Annotated in this window: 12 protein-coding genes and 4 rRNA genes; 15 read left to right on the top strand and 1 reads right to left on the bottom strand. The window is 40.0% G+C overall.

From position 1 onward, the window contains the following. The first annotated feature begins 57 nt into the window (after nt 1-57). From meaB to rrf (ACZ41W_RS08665), 13 genes are all read left to right on the top strand, one after another. On the top strand, nt 58-1,002 hold the full coding sequence (gene meaB / locus ACZ41W_RS08725; protein WP_464311591.1) for a methylmalonyl Co-A mutase-associated GTPase MeaB: 945 nt from the start codon (nt 58-60) through the stop codon (nt 1,000-1,002). Between the two features lie 178 nt (nt 1,003-1,180). Beyond that, entirely contained in the window at nt 1,181-1,582 is a 402-nt protein-coding gene (mce, locus tag ACZ41W_RS08720) for a methylmalonyl-CoA epimerase (RefSeq protein WP_464311590.1), read from the top strand. A gap of 21 nt (nt 1,583-1,603) precedes the next feature. Beyond that, nucleotides 1,604-3,151, top strand: a complete 1,548-nt coding sequence (gene mmdA / locus ACZ41W_RS08715; RefSeq protein ID WP_464311589.1) for a methylmalonyl-CoA decarboxylase subunit alpha — start codon at nt 1,604-1,606, stop codon at nt 3,149-3,151. Between the two features lie 15 nt (nt 3,152-3,166). Further along, nucleotides 3,167-3,583, top strand: coding sequence for an OadG family protein (locus ACZ41W_RS08710; RefSeq protein ID WP_464311588.1), 417 nt, complete (start codon nt 3,167-3,169; stop codon nt 3,581-3,583). 29 nt (nt 3,584-3,612) lie between these two features. Then, nucleotides 3,613-4,029, top strand: coding sequence for a biotin/lipoyl-containing protein (locus ACZ41W_RS08705; protein ID WP_464311587.1), 417 nt, complete (start codon nt 3,613-3,615; stop codon nt 4,027-4,029). A gap of 33 nt (nt 4,030-4,062) precedes the next feature. Further along, nucleotides 4,063-5,220, top strand: coding sequence for a sodium ion-translocating decarboxylase subunit beta (locus ACZ41W_RS08700; RefSeq protein WP_464311586.1), 1,158 nt, complete (start codon nt 4,063-4,065; stop codon nt 5,218-5,220). A gap of 347 nt (nt 5,221-5,567) precedes the next feature. Further along, nucleotides 5,568-6,545 carry a biotin--[acetyl-CoA-carboxylase] ligase gene (locus tag ACZ41W_RS08695; protein ID WP_464311585.1) on the top strand — a complete coding sequence of 326 codons (978 nt, stop codon included), beginning with the start codon at nt 5,568-5,570 and terminating at the stop codon, nt 6,543-6,545. 8 nt (nt 6,546-6,553) lie between these two features. Then, entirely contained in the window at nt 6,554-7,348 is a 795-nt protein-coding gene (locus tag ACZ41W_RS08690; protein WP_464311584.1) for a type III pantothenate kinase, read from the top strand. A gap of 6 nt (nt 7,349-7,354) precedes the next feature. Beyond that, on the top strand, nt 7,355-8,311 hold the full coding sequence (gene dusB / locus ACZ41W_RS08685) for a tRNA dihydrouridine synthase DusB (protein ID WP_464311583.1): 957 nt from the start codon (nt 7,355-7,357) through the stop codon (nt 8,309-8,311). A gap of 555 nt (nt 8,312-8,866) precedes the next feature. Further along, nucleotides 8,867-10,400: ribosomal RNA gene (locus ACZ41W_RS08680) — 16S ribosomal RNA — on the top strand. 346 nt (nt 10,401-10,746) lie between these two features. Beyond that, nucleotides 10,747-13,662 (top strand): 23S ribosomal RNA (locus ACZ41W_RS08675). 183 nt (nt 13,663-13,845) lie between these two features. Beyond that, nucleotides 13,846-13,962, top strand: a 5S ribosomal RNA gene (gene rrf, locus ACZ41W_RS08670). 26 nt (nt 13,963-13,988) lie between these two features. Beyond that, a 5S ribosomal RNA gene (gene rrf / locus ACZ41W_RS08665) occupies nt 13,989-14,105 on the top strand. Together the 16S, 23S and 5S rRNA genes form the textbook arrangement of a ribosomal RNA operon. Nucleotides 14,106-14,378: 273 nt before the next feature. On the opposite strand, the gene ACZ41W_RS08660 is transcribed toward rrf (ACZ41W_RS08665), so the two are convergent. Further along, nucleotides 14,379-15,461 (bottom strand): DNA polymerase IV, encoded by a 1,083-nt coding sequence (locus ACZ41W_RS08660; RefSeq protein ID WP_464311582.1) that lies wholly within the window; start codon nt 15,459-15,461, stop codon nt 14,379-14,381. 189 nt (nt 15,462-15,650) lie between these two features. Between ACZ41W_RS08660 and ACZ41W_RS08655 the strand changes: the two genes are divergently transcribed. Continuing rightward, on the top strand, nt 15,651-16,673 hold the full coding sequence (locus ACZ41W_RS08655) for a LacI family DNA-binding transcriptional regulator (protein WP_464311581.1): 1,023 nt from the start codon (nt 15,651-15,653) through the stop codon (nt 16,671-16,673). 136 nt (nt 16,674-16,809) lie between these two features. After that, a complete protein-coding gene (locus ACZ41W_RS08650; RefSeq protein ID WP_464311580.1) occupies nt 16,810-19,086 on the top strand; it encodes a TIM-barrel domain-containing protein in 2,277 nt (758 codons plus the stop codon). The last annotated feature ends 47 nt before the right edge of the window (nt 19,087-19,133 follow it).

Raw genomic sequence — 19,133 nt, 5'->3', positions numbered from 1 at the left:
GTGCGATTGGCACGAAGTATTTGACGATATTGAAAATCTAGGGTTAAAGAGGCTGCCATGGATATCGAGAAAAAAATATTGGAGAAAGATAAACGTGCTGCTGCACGTTTAATTTCGCTAGTAGAAAATAAAGATGAAGAAGGGTTGAGAATCCTAAAAAAGTTATATTCTCATACCGGAAATGCATATGTCATTGGTATAACAGGACCTCCGGGAGCTGGAAAAAGTACATTGACGGACAAATTGACCAAACTTCTAAGAAAACAAAATAAAAAGGTGGCCATCATTGCAGTTGATCCAACGTCTCCATTTACAGGCGGTGCCATCTTAGGCGATCGCGTCCGAATGAACGATCTCAGTACGGATAAGGATGTTTTTATTAGAAGTATGGGAGCACGAGGCCATTTGGGTGGTATTTCTGAGGCTACATCTGCTGCAATTAAAATTCTTGATATCTATGGTGTTGACGTCATTTTTGTTGAAACTGTTGGAGTCGGTCAATCTGAAATCGACATCGTTAAAAACTGTGACACAACCTTAATGGTGATGGTTCCGGGGTTGGGAGATGATATACAGGCCATTAAGGCGGGTGTCATGGAAATTGGAGATGTGTTTGCTGTAAATAAATCGGATCGAGATGGTGCAACACGTACAGCTCGTGAAATTGATATGATGTTAGATTTTAATAAAAATCTAGATTGGCGTCCTCCTGTTAAAATGGTAATCGCTTCAGAGAATCAGGGCGTGGATGAACTCTTGAAATCACTTGAGGCACATCGAGCACATCTTGAAACAACCGGTCAGTTACAAATCAGAAGGAAACGCAATATTAAAAGTGAATTGGTGGAAATGATTAAAGAAAAAATCGAACATTCCATTTTGGATAACTCTCATAATGAAGAAATGCTCGAAAAGTTTTCAAACGAAGTTTTAGAAAGGCAATCAGATCCTTTCTCGGCAGTAGATTATCTCTTCGAACAATATAAATTAAGTCGAGGATAACTAGCTGAGTACTCAAATTATTTAAAGAGCACTCAAATTATTTCAAGAGCACTCAAATTATTTTAAGGCACAAATCAATATCCTTAATTAATGAAAGCAAAAGATAATTTATAGTTTATAAGTTGTGTTTACAGTGATTTTTCAGACTGTTAAAATCTATTTAGGATGGGAGAGACTCATGAAAGCTTTAAAAGTAGACCACATAGGAATCGCAGTGAAGAATTTAGAAGAGACACTAGGATTTTATCGAGATGTTTTAGGACTTGAACTGCAAGGAACAGAAGTTGTTGAAGATCAAAAAGTAAAAGTTGCATTTTTACCAGTTGGAGATACTGAAATTGAACTTCTAGAATCAACCTCTGAAGACGGTCCTATCGCGAAATTCATCGAGAAAAATGGCGAAGGGATTCAACACATTGCTTTTCGAGTAGACAATATTCAAGAAGCAATTGAATACATGCAATCAAAAGGTATGAAAATGATTGATGAGACAGCAAGATATGGTGCTGGCGGCGCAAAAATTGCCTTTGTTCATCCAAAAAGCTCAAACCGCGTTTTAGTTGAGCTCAGCGAAAGATAAAATGGGATTTGGAGGTTAAAAATGTCTGTAAACAAGCTTGAAGATTTAAGACAGAGAAAAGCAAAAATCCTTGCTGGTGGTGGTACTAGCCGAATTGAAAAACAACACAAAAGCGGCAAACTTACAGCTAGAGAGAGATTAGATTTATTGTTCGATGAAGGAACCTTCGTGGAAATGGATGCATTTGTTAAACACAGATGTACTAATTTTGGAATGGAATCTGTAGATGCACCTGCTGAAGGTGTTGTAATTGGCTATGGTAAAGTAGATGGCAGATTGGTATATGCATATTCACAGGATTTTACAGTAGTTGGTGGATCGCTTGGAGAAATGCATGCTGCAAAAATTTGCAAGGCAATGGATAACGCAATGAAGATGGGTGCGCCAATTGTTGGCTTAAACGATTCAGGTGGTGCGAGAATTCAAGAAGCGGTTGATGCATTATCAGGCTATGGAAAAATCTTTTATAAAAATACCATTGCATCGGGCGTGATTCCACAAATTACAGCTATAATGGGACCTTGCGCAGGCGGAGCAGTATATTCACCAGCTTTAACAGATTTTATCTTTATGGTGGATCAAACATCACAAATGTTTATCACTGGACCACAAGTTATCAAAACTGTAACGGGTGAAGAAGTAACAGCTGAAGCATTAGGTGGAGCGATGACTCACAACTCAGTTAGTGGTGTTGCGCAGTTTATTGCAAATAATGATGAAGCATGTATCGAAGAAATCAGAAGATTATTGAGCTTTTTACCATCCAATAATCTCGAAACTGCACCTGAATATTTATGTGATGAAGACTTAAATGCTGTTGATGAAACGTTAAATAGCATTATTCCAGATAGTTCAAATAAACCATATGATATGTTTGATATCATCCGTGCAATTGTTGATGAAGGCGATTATATGGAATATCAACCATACTTTGCAAAAAATATCATCACATGTCTTGCAAGATTAAATGGAAAAACCGTGGGAATTATTGCAAATCAACCAAAAGTGCAAGCTGGTTGTTTAGATGTGAATGCTTCTGATAAATCGGCTAGATTTATTAGAACATGTGATTCGTTTAATATTCCTTTATTGAATATTGTGGATGTACCAGGATTTTTGCCAGGAACACAACAAGAACTTGGTGGAATCATTCGCCATGGAGCTAAAATGCTTTATGCGTATAGTGAAGCAACTGTTCCTAAATTGACATTAATCGTTCGTAAAGCATATGGTGGAGCTTACTTGGCAATGTGTTCAAAAGATTTGGGCGCAGACGTTGTATATGCATGGCCATCAGCTGAAATTGCAGTTATGGGACCACAAGGTGCTGCTAATATTATCTTTAAAAATGAAATTAGCGAATCTTCAGACCCAGTAGCGACTCGTGAACGCGTTATTGCAGAATATACAGATGAGTTTGCAACACCATATAAAGCAGCAGAGCGTGGATTTGTTGATGATGTTATTGAACCAGCAGTGACTCGCCCTAGATTAATTGATGCGTTTGATATGTTGTCGTCAAAACGAGAAGTGAGACCTTCTAAAAAACATGGAAACATCCCATTATAGAAACGAGGTGAAATAATGAATGTATTAGAGAATTTTAAACATGCAGATACATTTGCACAAATGGGCATGGCAGATAAATTGCTCGCTACAGGATATGTTATTTTGCTCGGTATGGGGATAACGTTTGTGGCACTTATTTTAATCTGGTTTATTACTGCGATGATGTCTAAGATTATTCAATCAATTGAAAAGTCAAAGAATCCATCAAAAACGATGCCAGAACCAGCCAAGATGATCAATACTGCTCCAGTACAACCTGTATATGAAACAGAAGATGATGGAGAACTCATTGCAGTCATTACTGCGGCAATTGCTGCTTCCATGAATACGTCGATGCATCAAATTCGAGTATCAAACATCAGACGTATTCAAGATACAACGCCTGTATGGGGAAAAACGGGACGTAATGATGTTATGGGATCTAGAATGTAATTATATGAATAACACTTGTGGAGGATATCATGAAGAAGTTTAATATAACTGTTAATGGAAAATCATATGAAGTAGATGTAGAAGAAATTGGCGGCGTTGCACAAGCACCTGCAAGAAGAGCAGAAGCGCCAAAAGCTGCACCAACTGCGACTCCAGCACCTGCTGCAGCTCCAGCACCTGCTGCAGCACCGACGCCAGCTCCAGCTGCTGCACCAGCTCCATCTGTATCTGGTGGAGAAAGCATTAATTCGCCAATGCCTGGAACAATTTTAGATATTAAAGTGAATGTTGGTGACTCGGTGAATAGCGGAGATGTATTGGTAATTTTAGAAGCGATGAAAATGGAAAATGAAATTATGGCACCAAAAGCTGGTAAAGTACTTTCAGTCAATGTAAGCAAAGGTGCATCAGTAAATTCAGGGGATGTATTAGTAGTTATCGGTTAATCTGAAACTACAAAATACGAAAGGAGATGCAAAATGCTTCAAACGATTAAGGATTTTTATTTATCCACTGGATTTGCAGCAATCACACCTGAACAAGTGCTTATGATTGGTATTTCGTTTTTACTCCTTTTCTTAGCGATCAAAAAAGGATTTGAACCGTTACTTTTAATACCAATTGCATTTGGTATGTTTTTAGCGAATTTGCCTGTTGCAGGTCTAATGGCACATCCGGAATATGCAGCAGACGGATCTTTAAAAAACATGGGTGGATTATTGTATTATATCTATCAAGGAAATAAATTAGGGATTTTTCCGCCGTTAATATTTTTAGGTGTTGGTGCTATGACAGATTTCGGACCGTTGATTGCGAATCCAAAATCACTTTTACTTGGTGCAGCGGCACAATTAGGTATCTTTATAACATTCTTCGGAGCGATTGCGTCGGGACTGTTTGATCCAACTGAAGCTGCTTCAATTGGTATTATTGGTGGTGCTGATGGTCCGACTGCGATTTTCTTATCTTCAAGATTAGCACCTCATTTATTGGGATCAATAGCAGTCGCTGCATATTCATACATGGCACTTGTACCTGTAATTCAACCGCCAATAATGAAACTTCTGACGACAAAAGAAGAACGAAAAATTGTGATGAAACAATTGCGTCCCGTTTCTAAACTTGAAAAAATTATATTTCCGATTTTGACAACTTTAATTGTATCATTAATCGTACCGCCAGCTGCGGCATTGATTGGTATGTTAATGCTTGGTAACTTATTTAGAGAATCAGGTATGGTAAGTAGATTAACGGATACTGCTCAGAATAATATGATGAACATGATTACGATTTTCTTAGGAACAACAGTTGGTGCGACAGCATCCGCTGAAGCATTTTTAAATGTTAAAACACTAGCTATTCTAGGTCTAGGTGTTGTTGCCTTTGGATTTGGAACAGCAGGTGGTGTATTGCTCGCAAAAGTTATGAACAAATTCTCAAAAGATCCAATCAATCCACTGATTGGTTCAGCTGGTGTTTCTGCAGTTCCAATGGCAGCAAGGGTTTCTCAAGTTGTTGGACAAAAGGAAAACCCAGGTAACTTTTTGCTGATGCATGCAATGGGACCAAATGTCGCAGGCGTTATCGGATCGGCAGTAGCAGCAGGTGTTCTGCTCTCGTTGTTTAGTGGTTTCTAAAAACAAGGTAATTTTCACAGAAATTGTTGATATGTATATAAGTGATAATAAAAAACGCCGAGAGGCGTTTTTTATTATTCAATCCACGGACTCAATCCCGGACTCAATCAACAGACTCAATCAGCAGACTCAATCAACAGACTCAATCCACGGACTCAATCCACGGACTCAATCCACGGACTCAATCCACGGACTCAATCATGCCATTTAAAAAACGGAGAGTCTCGCAAATTAGAAATATGCAATTTTTTTAACTTTTGGATAGAACACTTTATTTTATGTCAAAACTTATGGTATGCTATAAAGGAGGCCACAATTCAATTTTTCAGGAAAGGACTGATAATTTGATGAAAAATAAAATACTCAATATGCTTTTGGATCACCAAGATCAGTACTTATCTGGAGAAGAGATTAGCGCACGATTAGGAGTATCCAGAACGGCTATTTGGAAACATATAAAATCGTTGAAAACAGAAGGTTATGAGATTCATTCAGTTACCAACAAAGGGTACAGACTCATATCCTCGACTAAAGAAATCAATTCAACATCTCTAAAATCAATGGTAGAACCTTTTAAAAAACTTCAGTTTTCTGAGTATTACCAAGAAATTGATTCAACTAATCAAGAAGCGAAGCGAATCGCTTTAACGAATAGTATAATAGAGGGTATTGTCGTTTCGGCTGAACAAACGGCTGGCAAAGGAAGACTTGGACGCAATTGGACATCTGAAAAAAATGCAGGCTTGTGGATGAGTTTGCTTTTAAGACCCGCTATTTTACCAGAACAAGCTTCGGGAATAACATTGGTAGCTGCTGCAGCGATGTGTCAAGCGATTGAAAAAACAACCGGATTATTAGTCGGTATAAAATGGCCAAATGACTTAATCATAAACCAAAAGAAGATTTGTGGTATTTTGACTGAGATGAGTGCAGAAATCAACCATTTGCACTATGTCATTCTTGGAATTGGCGTCAATTTAAGGCAACGTGAGTTTAATGAAGAATTGGCGGACAAAGCAACATCACTCTTGTTGGAAGGTGTAAATATTGATATCAATCAGTTATTGCCTGCTTTTTTAGATAGTTTTTTTGACTATTACGAGTCATTTGAGCAAGGTGTCATGGATCCGGTGATTGAATACCATAAAACACATTCATTGACATTGAATAGAGAAGTCGTCATTCTTCAAAAGAACGATATTCGTCACGTGTATGCGGTTGATTTAAATCAAAATGGCAGTTTGGTCATTGTTAATGAGAATAATATGAAAGAATCCATTATTTCAGGAGAAGTATCTGTTCGTGGAATAAATGGTTATATATAGGAGGCAATATGCTATTAACAGTAGATGTTGGGAATTCAAATATTGTAATGGGAGTCTATAAAGAAGACCAATTAATCACAAATTGGAGAATGGCAACGGATTATTCGAAGTCTGCAGATGAAATTGGTATATTTATTTTGCAACTTTTCAAGCATGAGCAGTTAGATTATACCGAAGTGAAAGACATCATCATATCGTCAGTAGTACCGCACGTCATGTTTTCGCTTCAACATATGACTCAAAAATACTTCAATCGAGAAGCAATTATCATTGGTCCTGGAATTAAAACAGGAATGAATATAAAATATGATAATCCTAGACAAGTCGGAGCAGATAGAATTGTTAATGCAGTAGCTGGATTGAAAAAATATGGTGGTCCTCTGATCATTGTTGATTTTGGAACTGCTACTACATTTTGTGCGATTACTGATAAGGCTGAATATCTCGGAGGGGCTATTTTACCGGGCATCAAAATTTCTTCAGATGCATTGTACGAACGTGCTGCTAAATTAACGCGAGTAGAGCTCGTGAAACCAGACCATGTTATTTGTAAAAATACATCTTCGAGTATTCAAGCGGGGATTATCTACGGATATGTGGGCAGTGTAGATTATATCGTCAAAAAAATGAAGGCTGAACTCAACTCTGAAAATGTAAAAGTCATTGCAACAGGAGGGTTTTCAAGCTTAATTTCTTCTGAATCTGAAGAAATTGACACAGTTGATAAATTCTTAACTTTAGATGGTCTTAATATTATTTATCAAATGAATCGACCTAAGAAAGCTATAAATGAAGGTGAATAGTTTAAAATGAATATTGGAAGTTTACAAATAAAAAGCCCTGTAGTTGTTGCACCTATGGCAGGTGTAACGGATTTACCATTTCGACTCATCTGTCGTCAATTTCATAAAGGATTAATTGTGAGCGAAATGGTAAGTGTTAGCGCTCTTTACTATAATGATAAAAAAACAATGCAATTGATGCACATTGAAGAAGTTGAAAAACCTATGGCGCTTCAAGTTTTTACAGCTGATCCTAATAAATTAGAAGCAGTTTTTGATCGCCTGAACGCGCATAATAACGATATACTCGATTTTAATATGGGATGTCCAGCGCCTAAAATAGTCAATAACGGAGAAGGATCTGCATTGATGAAAAACATTAAGTTGGCTGAAAAGATTTTAACGCTTGCAGTAAAAAAGTCAACAAAGCCCGTAACAGTTAAGTTCCGAAAGGGTTGGGATGATCAATCTGTTAACGCAGTTGAGTTTGCTAAAATGGCCGAAAGCGCAGGCGTTTCAGCTATCGCAGTTCACGGAAGAACCAGAGAGCAAATGTATATGGGACATGCGGATTGGGATATTATCAGACAAGTCAAGCAAGCTGTATCGATTCCAGTGATTGGAAATGGAGATGTCTTTTCGCTTGAAGATGCGATTCGAATGAAAACCATGACTGATTGTGACGGCATCATGATTGGAAGGGGATTACAAGGAAATCCGTGGTTATTAGCTGAAATAGAGTCGTACTTAGAAGGCAATGAACTGTATCAATCGCCTACACCTCAAGAAAAGCTTAAGGTGGCATTAGAACATTTTCAGAATCTCATTGAATATAAAAGCATGCATATCGCAGTACTAGAAATGAGAAAACATGCTGCATGGTATTTTAAGGGAATTCAACATGCTGCTGAGTATAAAAACAAAATTAACAAGGCAACAACACCTCAAGAAGTCATGATGTTATTGACCGAAGCATTTTGTTAATGGGTCTCTCACTGCTTTTAAGGGACTGAAAATTATTTATCAAGAAATTGACTAAGTGAGTGATTAAGAATTTATCATACGGGTATATAAACGATTGTCACTAAAAAATAGCAAAAAAATCATGTGTAAGTGTTTGTGAAATGTTGCTATAATGTAACAATCAAAACGCAATAATATGTTGACTTGCCACTATTATATAGTGTATTATGAACAAGTCGTCTTTTGACGAGTTAAGTGCTAAGTAAATATTAAAAAGTATTTTAAAAAAGTAGTTGACTTAGATGATGCGACATGATAGACTATAAAAGTTGTCGGCGGTAATGACGAAACAAATAGAACCAATGACATCAACCAGGACCTTGAAAATTGAATAGCGCAAATGAAAAAAACCAAAAACGCAATTCTTTTGAAGAGTCGAGTTAAAGCAATTTAATGAGACACTCCAAAGAAAAGTATAAAAACAACTAAACAGTTGTTTCCGGATAAACTTTGCAAAAAGTTTATACAAAAAAGCAAGTTAGCTCATTTATGAGATAACAGGCAAACTTTAAAATTAATTTTAAGAGTTTGATCCTGGCTCAGGATGAACGCTGGCGGCGTGCCTAACACATGCAAGTCGAGCGAGATTAAGTGGAGTGAGGACTTCGGTCTAAGTGAAGCTTATGAAAGCGGCGGACGGGTGAGTAACGCGTGGGCAACCTGCCCCATACAAAGGGATAGCCACTGGAAACGGTGATTAATACCTTATAAGTCGGTAGCATCGCATGATGTAGTCGACAAAGATTTATCGGTATGGGATGGGCCCGCGTCTGATTAGCTAGTTGGTGAGGTAACGGCTCACCAAGGCGACGATCAGTAGCCGACCTGAGAGGGTGATCGGCCACACTGGAACTGAGACACGGTCCAGACTCCTACGGGAGGCAGCAGTGGGGAATATTGCACAATGGGCGCAAGCCTGATGCAGCAACGCCGCGTGAGTGAAGAAGGCCTTCGGGTTGTAAAACTCTGTCCTATGGGAAGAAACAAATGACGGTACCATAGGAGGAAGCCCCGGCTAACTACGTGCCAGCAGCCGCGGTAATACGTAGGGGGCAAGCGTTATCCGGAATCACTGGGCGTAAAGGGTGCGTAGGTGGCTTATCAAGCCAGAGGTGAAAGGCATTGGCTCAACCAATGTAAGCCTTTGGAACTGATTAGCTTGAGTGCAGGAGAGGTAAGTGGAATTCCTAGTGTAGAGGTGAAATTCGTAGATATTAGGAGGAACACCAGTGGCGAAGGCGACTTACTGGACTGTAACTGACACTGAGGCACGAAAGCGTGGGTAGCGAACAGGATTAGATACCCTGGTAGTCCACGCCGTAAACGATGAATACTAGGTGTCGGGTGTCAAAGCTCGGTGCCGCAGCAAACGCATTAAGTATTCCGCCTGGGGAGTACGCACGCAAGTGTGAAACTCAAAGGAATTGACGGGGACCCGCACAAGCAGCGGAGCATGTGGTTTAATTCGAAGCAACGCGAAGAACCTTACCAGATCTTGACATCTCTCTGACCGATCCTTAGCCGGATCTTTCCTTCGGGACAGAGAAGACAGGTGGTGCATGGTTGTCGTCAGCTCGTGTCGTGAGATGTTGGGTTAAGTCCCGCAACGAGCGCAACCCTTGTGTTTAGTTGCAAACAGGTTAAGCTGTGCACTCTAAACAGACTGCCGTGGATAACACGGAGGAAGGTGGGGATGACGTCAAATCATCATGCCCCTTATGATCTGGGCTACACACGTGCTACAATGGTCGGTACAACGGGCAGCGAAAGAGCAATCTGGAGCGAATCCTAAAAAGCCGATCCCAGTTCGGATTGTGGGCTGAAACTCGCCCACATGAAGTTGGAGTTGCTAGTAATCGCGAATCAGAATGTCGCGGTGAATGCGTTCCCGGGTCTTGTACACACCGCCCGTCACACCATGGAAGTTGGGGGCGCCCGAAGCCAGTGGTCCAACCCGTAAGGGAGGAAGCTGTCGAAGGTGAAATCAATGACTGGGGTGAAGTCGTAACAAGGTAGCCGTATCGGAAGGTGCGGCTGGATCACCTCCTTTCTAAGGAGAAATAGACATTTGCGCTGTTCAATTTTGAGGGTCTTGTAGAGATACAGGAACTTCAAAAGAAGAAAGCAAAGTAAGTAACTGCTAGATGGAAACATCAAGCAAGTAACCACCCAAATTTTCCTTGAAAATTCGTTCGTTACAAGTTACGGCGATTTCATCGCTAAAAGCTTCGCTTTTTAAAACTTAACTTCGTTAAGTTTAATCGTACCTTGAAAATTGCATATAGAGAAGACATGAAAAAAGTGTAAAAAAAGATCGAATGATGACACAGTAAGTCACAACGCTCTAGAAACTAACGTTTCTCACGAGCGCATGATGACACTACGTGCCACATGTAGGTCAAGTTAATAAGAGCATAGGGCGAATGCCTTGGCACTAGGAGCCGAAGAAGGACGTGGTAAGCTGCGAAAAGCTACGGGGAGCTGCAAGCAAGTGTAGATCCGTAGATGTCCGAATGGGGAAACCCGGCTGGAGTAATGTCCAGTCATCCATAGCTGAATACATAGGCTATAGGAAGGGAACTCGGGGAACTGAAACATCTAAGTACCCGAAGGAAGAGAAAACAAAAGTGATTTCCAGAGTAGTGGCGAGCGAAATGGAAAGAGCCCAAACCTGAGTCTTCGGACGAAGGGGTGTGGACAGTCAATAAAGCAAAGCTGTATCTTAGCAGAACTACTTGGGAAAGTAGGCCGAAGAGTGTGAGAGCCACGTAAGCGAAAAGAGAAGGTATGCGAGACTGATCCGGAGTACCACGAAACACGAGAAATTTTGTGGGAAGCAGGCAGGACCATCTGCCAAGGCTAAATACTACCTAGTGACCGATAGAGAATAGTACCGTGAGGGAAAGGTGAAAAGAACCCCGAGAGGGGAGTGAAAAGAACCTGAAACCCTATGTTTACAAGCAATGGAAGTTCGTTAAAGAACGACCATGTACTTTTTGTAGAACGGGCCAACGAGTTACGTTATGCAGCAAGGTTAAGTTCTTCAGGAACGGAGCCGCAGCGAAAGCGAGTCTGAAAAGGGCGAAATAGTTGTATGGCGTAGACCCGAAACCGGGTGACCTATCCATGTGCAGGGTGAAGCGAGGGTAAAACCTCTTGGAGGCCCGAACCCATATCTGTTGAAAAAGGTTGGGATGACATGTGGATAGCGGAGAAATTCCAATCGAACCCGGAGATAGCTGGTTCTCCTCGAAATAGCTTTAGGGCTAGCCTTGAGGTAAAGAGATACGGGGGTAGAGCACTGAATGACCTAGGGGCTTTCACCGGCTACCGAAGTCTATCAAACTCCGAATACCGATATCTTATACTCAGGAGTCAGACTGTGTGTGATAAGATTCATAGTCAAAAGGGAAACAGCCCAGACCATCAGCTAAGGTCCCAAAATGTAAGTTAAGTGGAAAAGGATGTGGAATTGCACAGACAACTAGGATGTTGGCTTAGAAGCAGCCATACATTTAAAGAGTGCGTAATAGCTCACTAGTCGAGTGATTCTGCGCCGAAGATTACCGGGGCTAAAACTTACTACCGAAGCTATGGAATTGCTTAGGCAATTGGTAGAGGAGCATTGTATATGGGGCGAAGCAAGATCGTAAGGACTTGTGGACTGTATAGAAGAGAGAATGTTGGCATGAGTAACGAGAGACGGGTGAGAATCCCGTCCGCCGAAAACCCAAGGTTTCCTGAGGAAGGTTCGTCCGCTCAGGGTAAGTCAGGGCCTAAGCCGAGGACGAAAGTCGTAGGCGATGGACAACAGGTAAAGATTCCTGTACCACCGAGAACCGTTTGAGAGAGGGAATGACACAGGAGGTTATGCTAAGCGCACGATTGGTTGAGTGCGTCCAAGCAACGAGTCTGAGAGGTAGGCAAATCCGCCTCTTGTAAGGGTGAGTTGTGATGGGGAGTGAAAATAGTAGCGAAGTAGCAGATATCACACTGTCAAGAAAAGTTTCTATCGAGGGAGCAGGTGCCTGTACCGTAAACCGACACAGGTGGGAGAGTAGAAAATACTAAGGCGAGCGAGAAAACTATTGTTAAGGAACTCGGCAAAATGACCCCGTAACTTCGGGAGAAGGGGTGCCGACTCAGGTTCAGAGCTAGAGTCGGCCGCAGAGGATAGGTCCAAGCGACTGTTTACCAAAAACACAGGTCTCTGCTAAATCGAAAGATGATGTATAGGGGCTGACGCCTGCCCGGTGCTGGAAGGTTAAGGGGAAGTGTTAGAGCAATCGAAGCACAGAACTGAAGCCCCAGTAAACGGCGGCCGTAACTATAACGGTCCTAAGGTAGCGAAATTCCTTGTCGGGTAAGTTCCGACCCGCACGAAAGGCGTAACGATTTGGACGCTGTCTCAACAATAGACTCGGTGAAATTGTAGTACCGGTAAAGATGCCGGTTACCCGCAGCTAGACGGAAAGACCCCGTGGAGCTTTACTGCAGCTTGGCACTGGATAATGGTATATCATGTACAGGATAGGTGGGAGACTGAGAAGTTAGGACGCTAGTCTTAGCGGAGTCGCCGTTGGGATACCACTCTTGATATAACGTTATTCTAACTATGACCAGTTACCCTGGTTTAGGACAATGTCAGGTGGGCAGTTTGACTGGGGCGGTCGCCTCCTAAAGAGTAACGGAGGCGCCTAAAGGTTCCCTCAGCGCGGTTGGAAATCGCGCGAAGAGTGTAAAGGCAAAAGGGAGCTTGACTGCGAGAGAGACATTTCGAGCAGGTACGAAAGTAGAGCTTAGTGATCCGGTGGCACCGCATGGAAGGGCCATCGCTCAACGGATAAAAGCTACCCCGGGGATAACAGGCTTATCTCCCCCAAGAGTCCACATCGACGGGGAGGTTTGGCACCTCGATGTCGGCTCGTCTCATCCTGGGGCTGAAGTAGGTCCCAAGGGTTGGGCTGTTCGCCCATTAAAGAGGCACGCGAGCTGGGTTCAGAACGTCGTGAGACAGTTCGGTCCCTATCTGCTGTGGGCGTAGGAAATTTGAGAGGAGCTGTCCTTAGTACGAGAGGACCGGGATGGACGAACCGCTGGTGGATCAGTTGTCATGCCAATGGCACAGCTGAGTAGCTAAGTTCGGACGGGATAAGCGCTGAAGGCATCTAAGCGCGAAGCCCCCCTCAAGATGAGATTTCCCATCCAGAAATGGAGTAAGATCCCATGAAGATAATGTGGTAATAGGCCTGAGGTGTAAGTGCAGTAATGCATTCAGCTGACAGGTACTAATAGATCGAGGACTTGACCTAACGATCCAAACACTTTTGAATGAACCTCTATATGTGATTTTCAGGGTCTGATGACCTAGGGTATAATAACCTTGTGCCTAGTCAGTTTTTCTACGAAAAACCGACCTACGGCAAATTTTACTACGTGCCTAGTCAATTTGCTTCGCAAACCGACCTACGGCTGAAATTGTAAACAATTTCATATCTAGTGATGATGGCGGAGGGGAAACACCTGTTCCCATACCGAACACAGAAGTAAAGTCCTCCAGCGTCGATGGTACTTGGTGGGTAGCTGCCTGGGAGAGTAGAACGTCGCTAGTTTGCTCAAGTTTACTTGAGCTTGATTATTTGGTAATGATGGCGAAGGGGTAACACCTGTTCCCATACCGAACACAGAAGTAAAGTCCTTCAGCGTCGATGGTACTTGGTGGGTAGCTGCCTGGGAGAGTAGAACGTTGCCAATTAATCAAAAAAAGTTCCTTATTATAAGGAACTTTTTTTATGTTTAAAAATAGACTTTTATTTTAGAAAATCAATTAATTCTAATTTGTGAGAATCTAAATTTTGATATGGCGTGATTGAGCCATTCTAAATTTATTACACAATTCCAATCTTAAATTCATATCGACTATACAATATCAACGACACGCTAATAGTTACACTATTTCAAAGACTCTATACAAAACACTAACAATATCACGATTAGTCGGTTTCAAAACATAAGATTTCAAAATACCTTACTCAAAATAATGGGTTTCAAGCAATGTGAACTGTTTATATTTGCTATCTTCTAAATTTGAAAAGGTGAGTCCAATCAATCGGACTGGTTTTTGAAATTGGATGGAATTAAATAACGCGTCAAAGGCATTCATGAGAATTTTTAAATCATTTGTATGAAATTCAAGGCTGTAACTCTTCGTAAATTGTTCAAAATCAAAATATTTAACCTTGATAGTTAGAGTTTTGGTCATTAATTCTTTTTTGCAAATACTTGCATGAATTTTATATAAATACTGTAGCAGTTGTTGATAAAGAACATCGCGATGATCGGTATCTGCTTCTAACGTGATTTCTCGACCATAAGATTTTCTTTCTGATGCATCTCCAACGGGACGATGATCTATTCCGTGAATCCTTTCGATAATTTCATTTGCCCAAGATTCACCAATAATTGGGTATAACAACTCACTTGGATATTGAAAAAGATCTTCCACGGTAAAAATCCCAATTTGATTTAATTTGACACATGTTTTTTTACCAAGACCATGGATTTTAATAATAGGAAGTGGAAATAGAATATGGGGAATATCAGCATGAGTGATTTGAAAAATACCATTGGGTTTATTCCAATCAGATGCTAATTTTGCAAGAAATTTATTATAGGATATTCCAATTGAAACAGTCAATCCGGTATCGTCATAAATAGACTGTTTGAGCGATTTGGCAATTTTCCAAACATGCTCAACATTCGTTACATCAATATAGGCTTCATCAATGGACACTTGTTCTGTAATTTGGAACTGTTGGCTGATTTTATCAAATATTGAGTGAGATATTTCAACATAACGCTTCATATTGCCATCGACATAAATGCCATGAGGACACAGTTTCTTAGCAACAACGATACTCATTGCGCTTTTGACACCATATTGCCTTGCTTCATATGAGCAGGTTGACACCACGCTTCTATCAGAATCACCACCTACAATGACTGGGAGATGACGATACTCTGGATGATCTAGTTGTTCAACCGATGCAAAAAAAGCGTCTATATCAAGATGAATAATTTGACGATGATTCATTTCGTGTTCCTTTAGCATTTTAGGGTTTATACTCCTCTTTTATATCTGAATGATGGGGTGAATATGTTTTTGCGCACATATGTTCGATTGTAATTATATCGAATTTGCTTGTCTTTGTCAAAATAAGAAGAAGTCTTTCTATTTTTTTTATCGTGTGCTATAATATTCTGGTAACGTTACCGAAAACGTTACCGGTTGGAGGTGACTGTGAAGAATCTGAACATAAGAGACATAGCAAAATTAGCTGGAGTGGGTGTTAGTACGGTTTCGCGTGTACTTAACCAACATTCTGATGTGAAAGATGAAACGCGACAACGCGTCATGGAAATTATTGAATCCACAAATTATATTCCAAATAATTCTGCACGAAATTTAAAAAAGACGGATTCAATGGATGTGGGGATTTTAATCAAGGGAATGTATAATCCATTTTTTGCACAGATGATTGAGGTCATTGAGAAAAAACTCTCGTACGGCGGATATTCAGCAATTATTCATTATAATAATGAATCCATCAAAGACATCGATGCAGCGAATGAATTTATTTTAGAAAAAAGACTAAAGGGTATTATTTGTTTAGGGGGCGACTTTGACCTGTTAACAGATAATGAAATTAAACGATTAGGTGTTCCATTTATATTGGCTTCAACTGAAATCCCAACACAGATAGATCGTACGTTATTTTCAAGTGTTATGATTGACAACGAGAAAGCTGCTTTTGACGCTGTCGATTATTTATTTAAGCAGGGACATTTAAACATTGGAATCATATCCACTGGCGAAAATGATAAATCTGTTGGGACGATACGTACAGAAGGATATATAAAAGCATTGGAGTATCACCACAGAGACAAAAATGAACTCTATTTTGAAATGGGAGCATATACTTTTGAGACAGGGTATCAGGCGATGAATCGACTCATTGATAAAGCGCCTGATTTAACTGCGGTATTTGCAATTTCAGACTTGATGGCAATAGGTGCAGCAAAAGCTATACGTGAAAGAGGTCTAAAAATTCCAGAGGATATTTCAATTTTAGGATTTGATGATATTGACTATGCAGCTTATTATAATCCGCCACTCACGACGGTTCATCAACCAGTCGATCGAATTGCGCAAGCTGCAGCCGAAATTATGATCGGTATTTTAGATGAGCATGAAGCACATCAGCATGTGGTGTTTGAGACAAATTTGGTCATTCGTGAATCCGTAAAACGGTTAAATGATTAGTTTCATCAATTATATAGGGTGATGATGTGAGCGAATCACTTTAATCAATTGAGTCTATCAATATCGTATAGTGATCGCATCAAGCAATAACGCCAAGCAGTAACGCCAAGCAATATCGCCTATGAGGAGGTTAATAATGGATGAGTTGATTCAACTTAAGGGAACTGAAAAAGTCCTTGTTAAAAAATTTCTTTCAGACAAAGGTGTCATTAAATTTAAGTTTGGAGAAGTTTTTCCAACAGAAACCATCATCGAACAACAGCATCATGACTGGCAAGAGATACACAGTAATTATCAACTCAGTTTAGACCTTTATACGAGCAAAGAGTCAATCGTTTCATTTGAACTAGATGATAGTGATGTTGTTTATGGTTTAGGGCAATCGGTACGTGGCATGAACAAGCGAGGGTATTTATACGAGTCGTTTTGTTCAGATGATCCCAATCATACTCCAGATAAAAAATCGTTATATGGAGCGCATAATTTTTTTGTGGTCCATGGTCGTCAAACGTGGGGATTGTACATTGATTTTCCTGGAAAAGTGACTTATGATGTCGCATTTTCTTCAGATCATCAATTGATTATAACCGTCGAAGGAAAGGATTTCGACGTGTATTTTTTCAAAGGCAGTTTTCAGGAAATTGTAACTCAGTTTCGCGAATTGATTGGAATGAGTTATGTTCCGCCTAAGTGGGCATTTGGTTATCAGCAAAGTCGCTGGAGTTATGAAAATGCACATGCAGTTCAAGCGGTAGCGGATCAATTCGAGCAGTACGATATTCCGGTTGATGCCATTTATTTAGATATAGATTATATGGACAATTTCAAAGATTTTACCGTTAGTGAAGAACGGTTTCCTCACTTTGAAACATTTGTGAGTCAGTTTAGACAAAAGGGGATTCATTTAGTTCCAATTATTGATGCAGGCGTGAAGATTGAGTCTGGTTATGCCGTGTATGAAGAAGGCGTTAAACACAATTATTTTTGTACAAATCAAGATGGAAAGCCTTTTGTGGCAGCCGTATGGCCAGGCAAAGTTCACTTTCCTGATTTTGTAAATCCGGATGCGAGAAAGTGGTTTGGTAGTTATTATCATCAGCTGATCCGTATGGGGATTGATGGTTTTTGGAATGATATGAATGAACCCGCTATTTTTTATTCTGAAGATGGATTAAAAGAGGCGATTGCATTTGTAAAGGAACAAGAAGGTAAAAATCTAGATATTCATACTTTTTTTAGCTTAAAAGATAAAATCAATCAATTGTCAAATAGTATAAAAGATTATCAATCGATGTATCACCAATATCAGGGAGAAAAAGTGGTGCATTACGATCTTCATAATTTATACGGGTATTTTATGACTCGAGCAGCGGATGAAAGTTTTAAACGGTATGACCCGAATAGACGATTTTTGTTGTTAACAAGAGCTTCGCATATTGGAATGGCAAAACATTCCGGTATTTGGACAGGGGATAATCAATCTTGGTGGGAACATTTAAAACTCAATATTCAGATGATGCCAGCGCTCAATATGTCAGGATTTCTTTATGCGGGAGCAGATACAGGCGGTTTTGGGAGTCATGTTTCAAGTGAACTCATGATTCGTTGGCTTCAATTCAGTTTGTTTACACCACTTTTGAGAAATCATAGTGCAATGGGAACCCGTGTACAAGAGCCATGGCAATTTGGAGAAAAAAATAAACAAACGATACGAGATTTAATTCGTTTAAGATATGCCTTTGTGTCTTACTTATACTCTGAGTATATGAAGGCGAATATGCATTATCAGTTGCTATTTTCACCACTATCATATAGTTATGTGGATTTTCAAACCTTGGAGATTGAAGATCAGCTCAATTTTGGAGATTCTCTAATGCTTGCACCAATCTATGAGCAAAATGCAAAAGGTAGATCTGTGTACTTTCCAGAAAAAATGTTGCGTTTACAGCTGAGTCGTTTTGAATCGCTAATTGATGACTTAGAAAATCAAGTAAAGATTACGGATAGAAGTGTTCCGCCATTTGAAATCATGACGGAAGGATTTCGTTATGTGAAAGATGCCAAAGAACAGTTTTCAATCTATCTTAAACCAGATCGATTATTGGTACTGAATGCCCCTGAAAATCGTGTTGATCGAATTTCATATAAGACGCTCTATATAGTGGGGTATGTTGAAACGATTGCAGAGTACTTTTTGTACAACGATGATGGAAATAGCTATGATTTTAAAGAAGGTAAGTATAGTACCACCAGATTTGCTGTACAAAATGACGGAATGAATGCATTTCGAGTTTCAATTGATACAGATGAAGCTGCGCTCGGTGAAGTAATTTTCTACTTATTTGATGCTACAGGAAAATGTCACAAAATAGTTCAGCCAGATGTTCGCTCAAATATTGAGTTGAGAATATAGAAATAAGAATACAGCATTAACAATACAGAAATGAGAATACAAAATTA

It is taken from the genome of Fusibacter fontis, assembly GCF_055378735.1.
The sequence above is the reverse complement of the archived record's forward strand: the minus strand, read 5'-3'. Positions and strand labels throughout refer to the sequence as shown.

Coding starts and splice junctions, on each gene's coding strand:
- ACZ41W_RS08700 (WP_464311586.1), top strand. CDS start 4,063: ATGCTTCAAACGATTAAGGATTTTTATTTATCCACTGGATTTGCAGCA.
- ACZ41W_RS08660 (WP_464311582.1), bottom strand. CDS start 15,461: ATGCTAAAGGAACACGAAATGAATCATCGTCAAATTATTCATCTTGAT.
- ACZ41W_RS08695 (WP_464311585.1), top strand. CDS start 5,568: ATGAAAAATAAAATACTCAATATGCTTTTGGATCACCAAGATCAGTAC.
- mmdA (WP_464311589.1), top strand. CDS start 1,604: ATGTCTGTAAACAAGCTTGAAGATTTAAGACAGAGAAAAGCAAAAATC.
- meaB (WP_464311591.1), top strand. CDS start 58: ATGGATATCGAGAAAAAAATATTGGAGAAAGATAAACGTGCTGCTGCA.
- ACZ41W_RS08690 (WP_464311584.1), top strand. CDS start 6,554: ATGCTATTAACAGTAGATGTTGGGAATTCAAATATTGTAATGGGAGTC.
- dusB (WP_464311583.1), top strand. CDS start 7,355: ATGAATATTGGAAGTTTACAAATAAAAAGCCCTGTAGTTGTTGCACCT.
- ACZ41W_RS08705 (WP_464311587.1), top strand. CDS start 3,613: ATGAAGAAGTTTAATATAACTGTTAATGGAAAATCATATGAAGTAGAT.
- ACZ41W_RS08650 (WP_464311580.1), top strand. CDS start 16,810: ATGGATGAGTTGATTCAACTTAAGGGAACTGAAAAAGTCCTTGTTAAA.
- mce (WP_464311590.1), top strand. CDS start 1,181: ATGAAAGCTTTAAAAGTAGACCACATAGGAATCGCAGTGAAGAATTTA.
- ACZ41W_RS08710 (WP_464311588.1), top strand. CDS start 3,167: ATGAATGTATTAGAGAATTTTAAACATGCAGATACATTTGCACAAATG.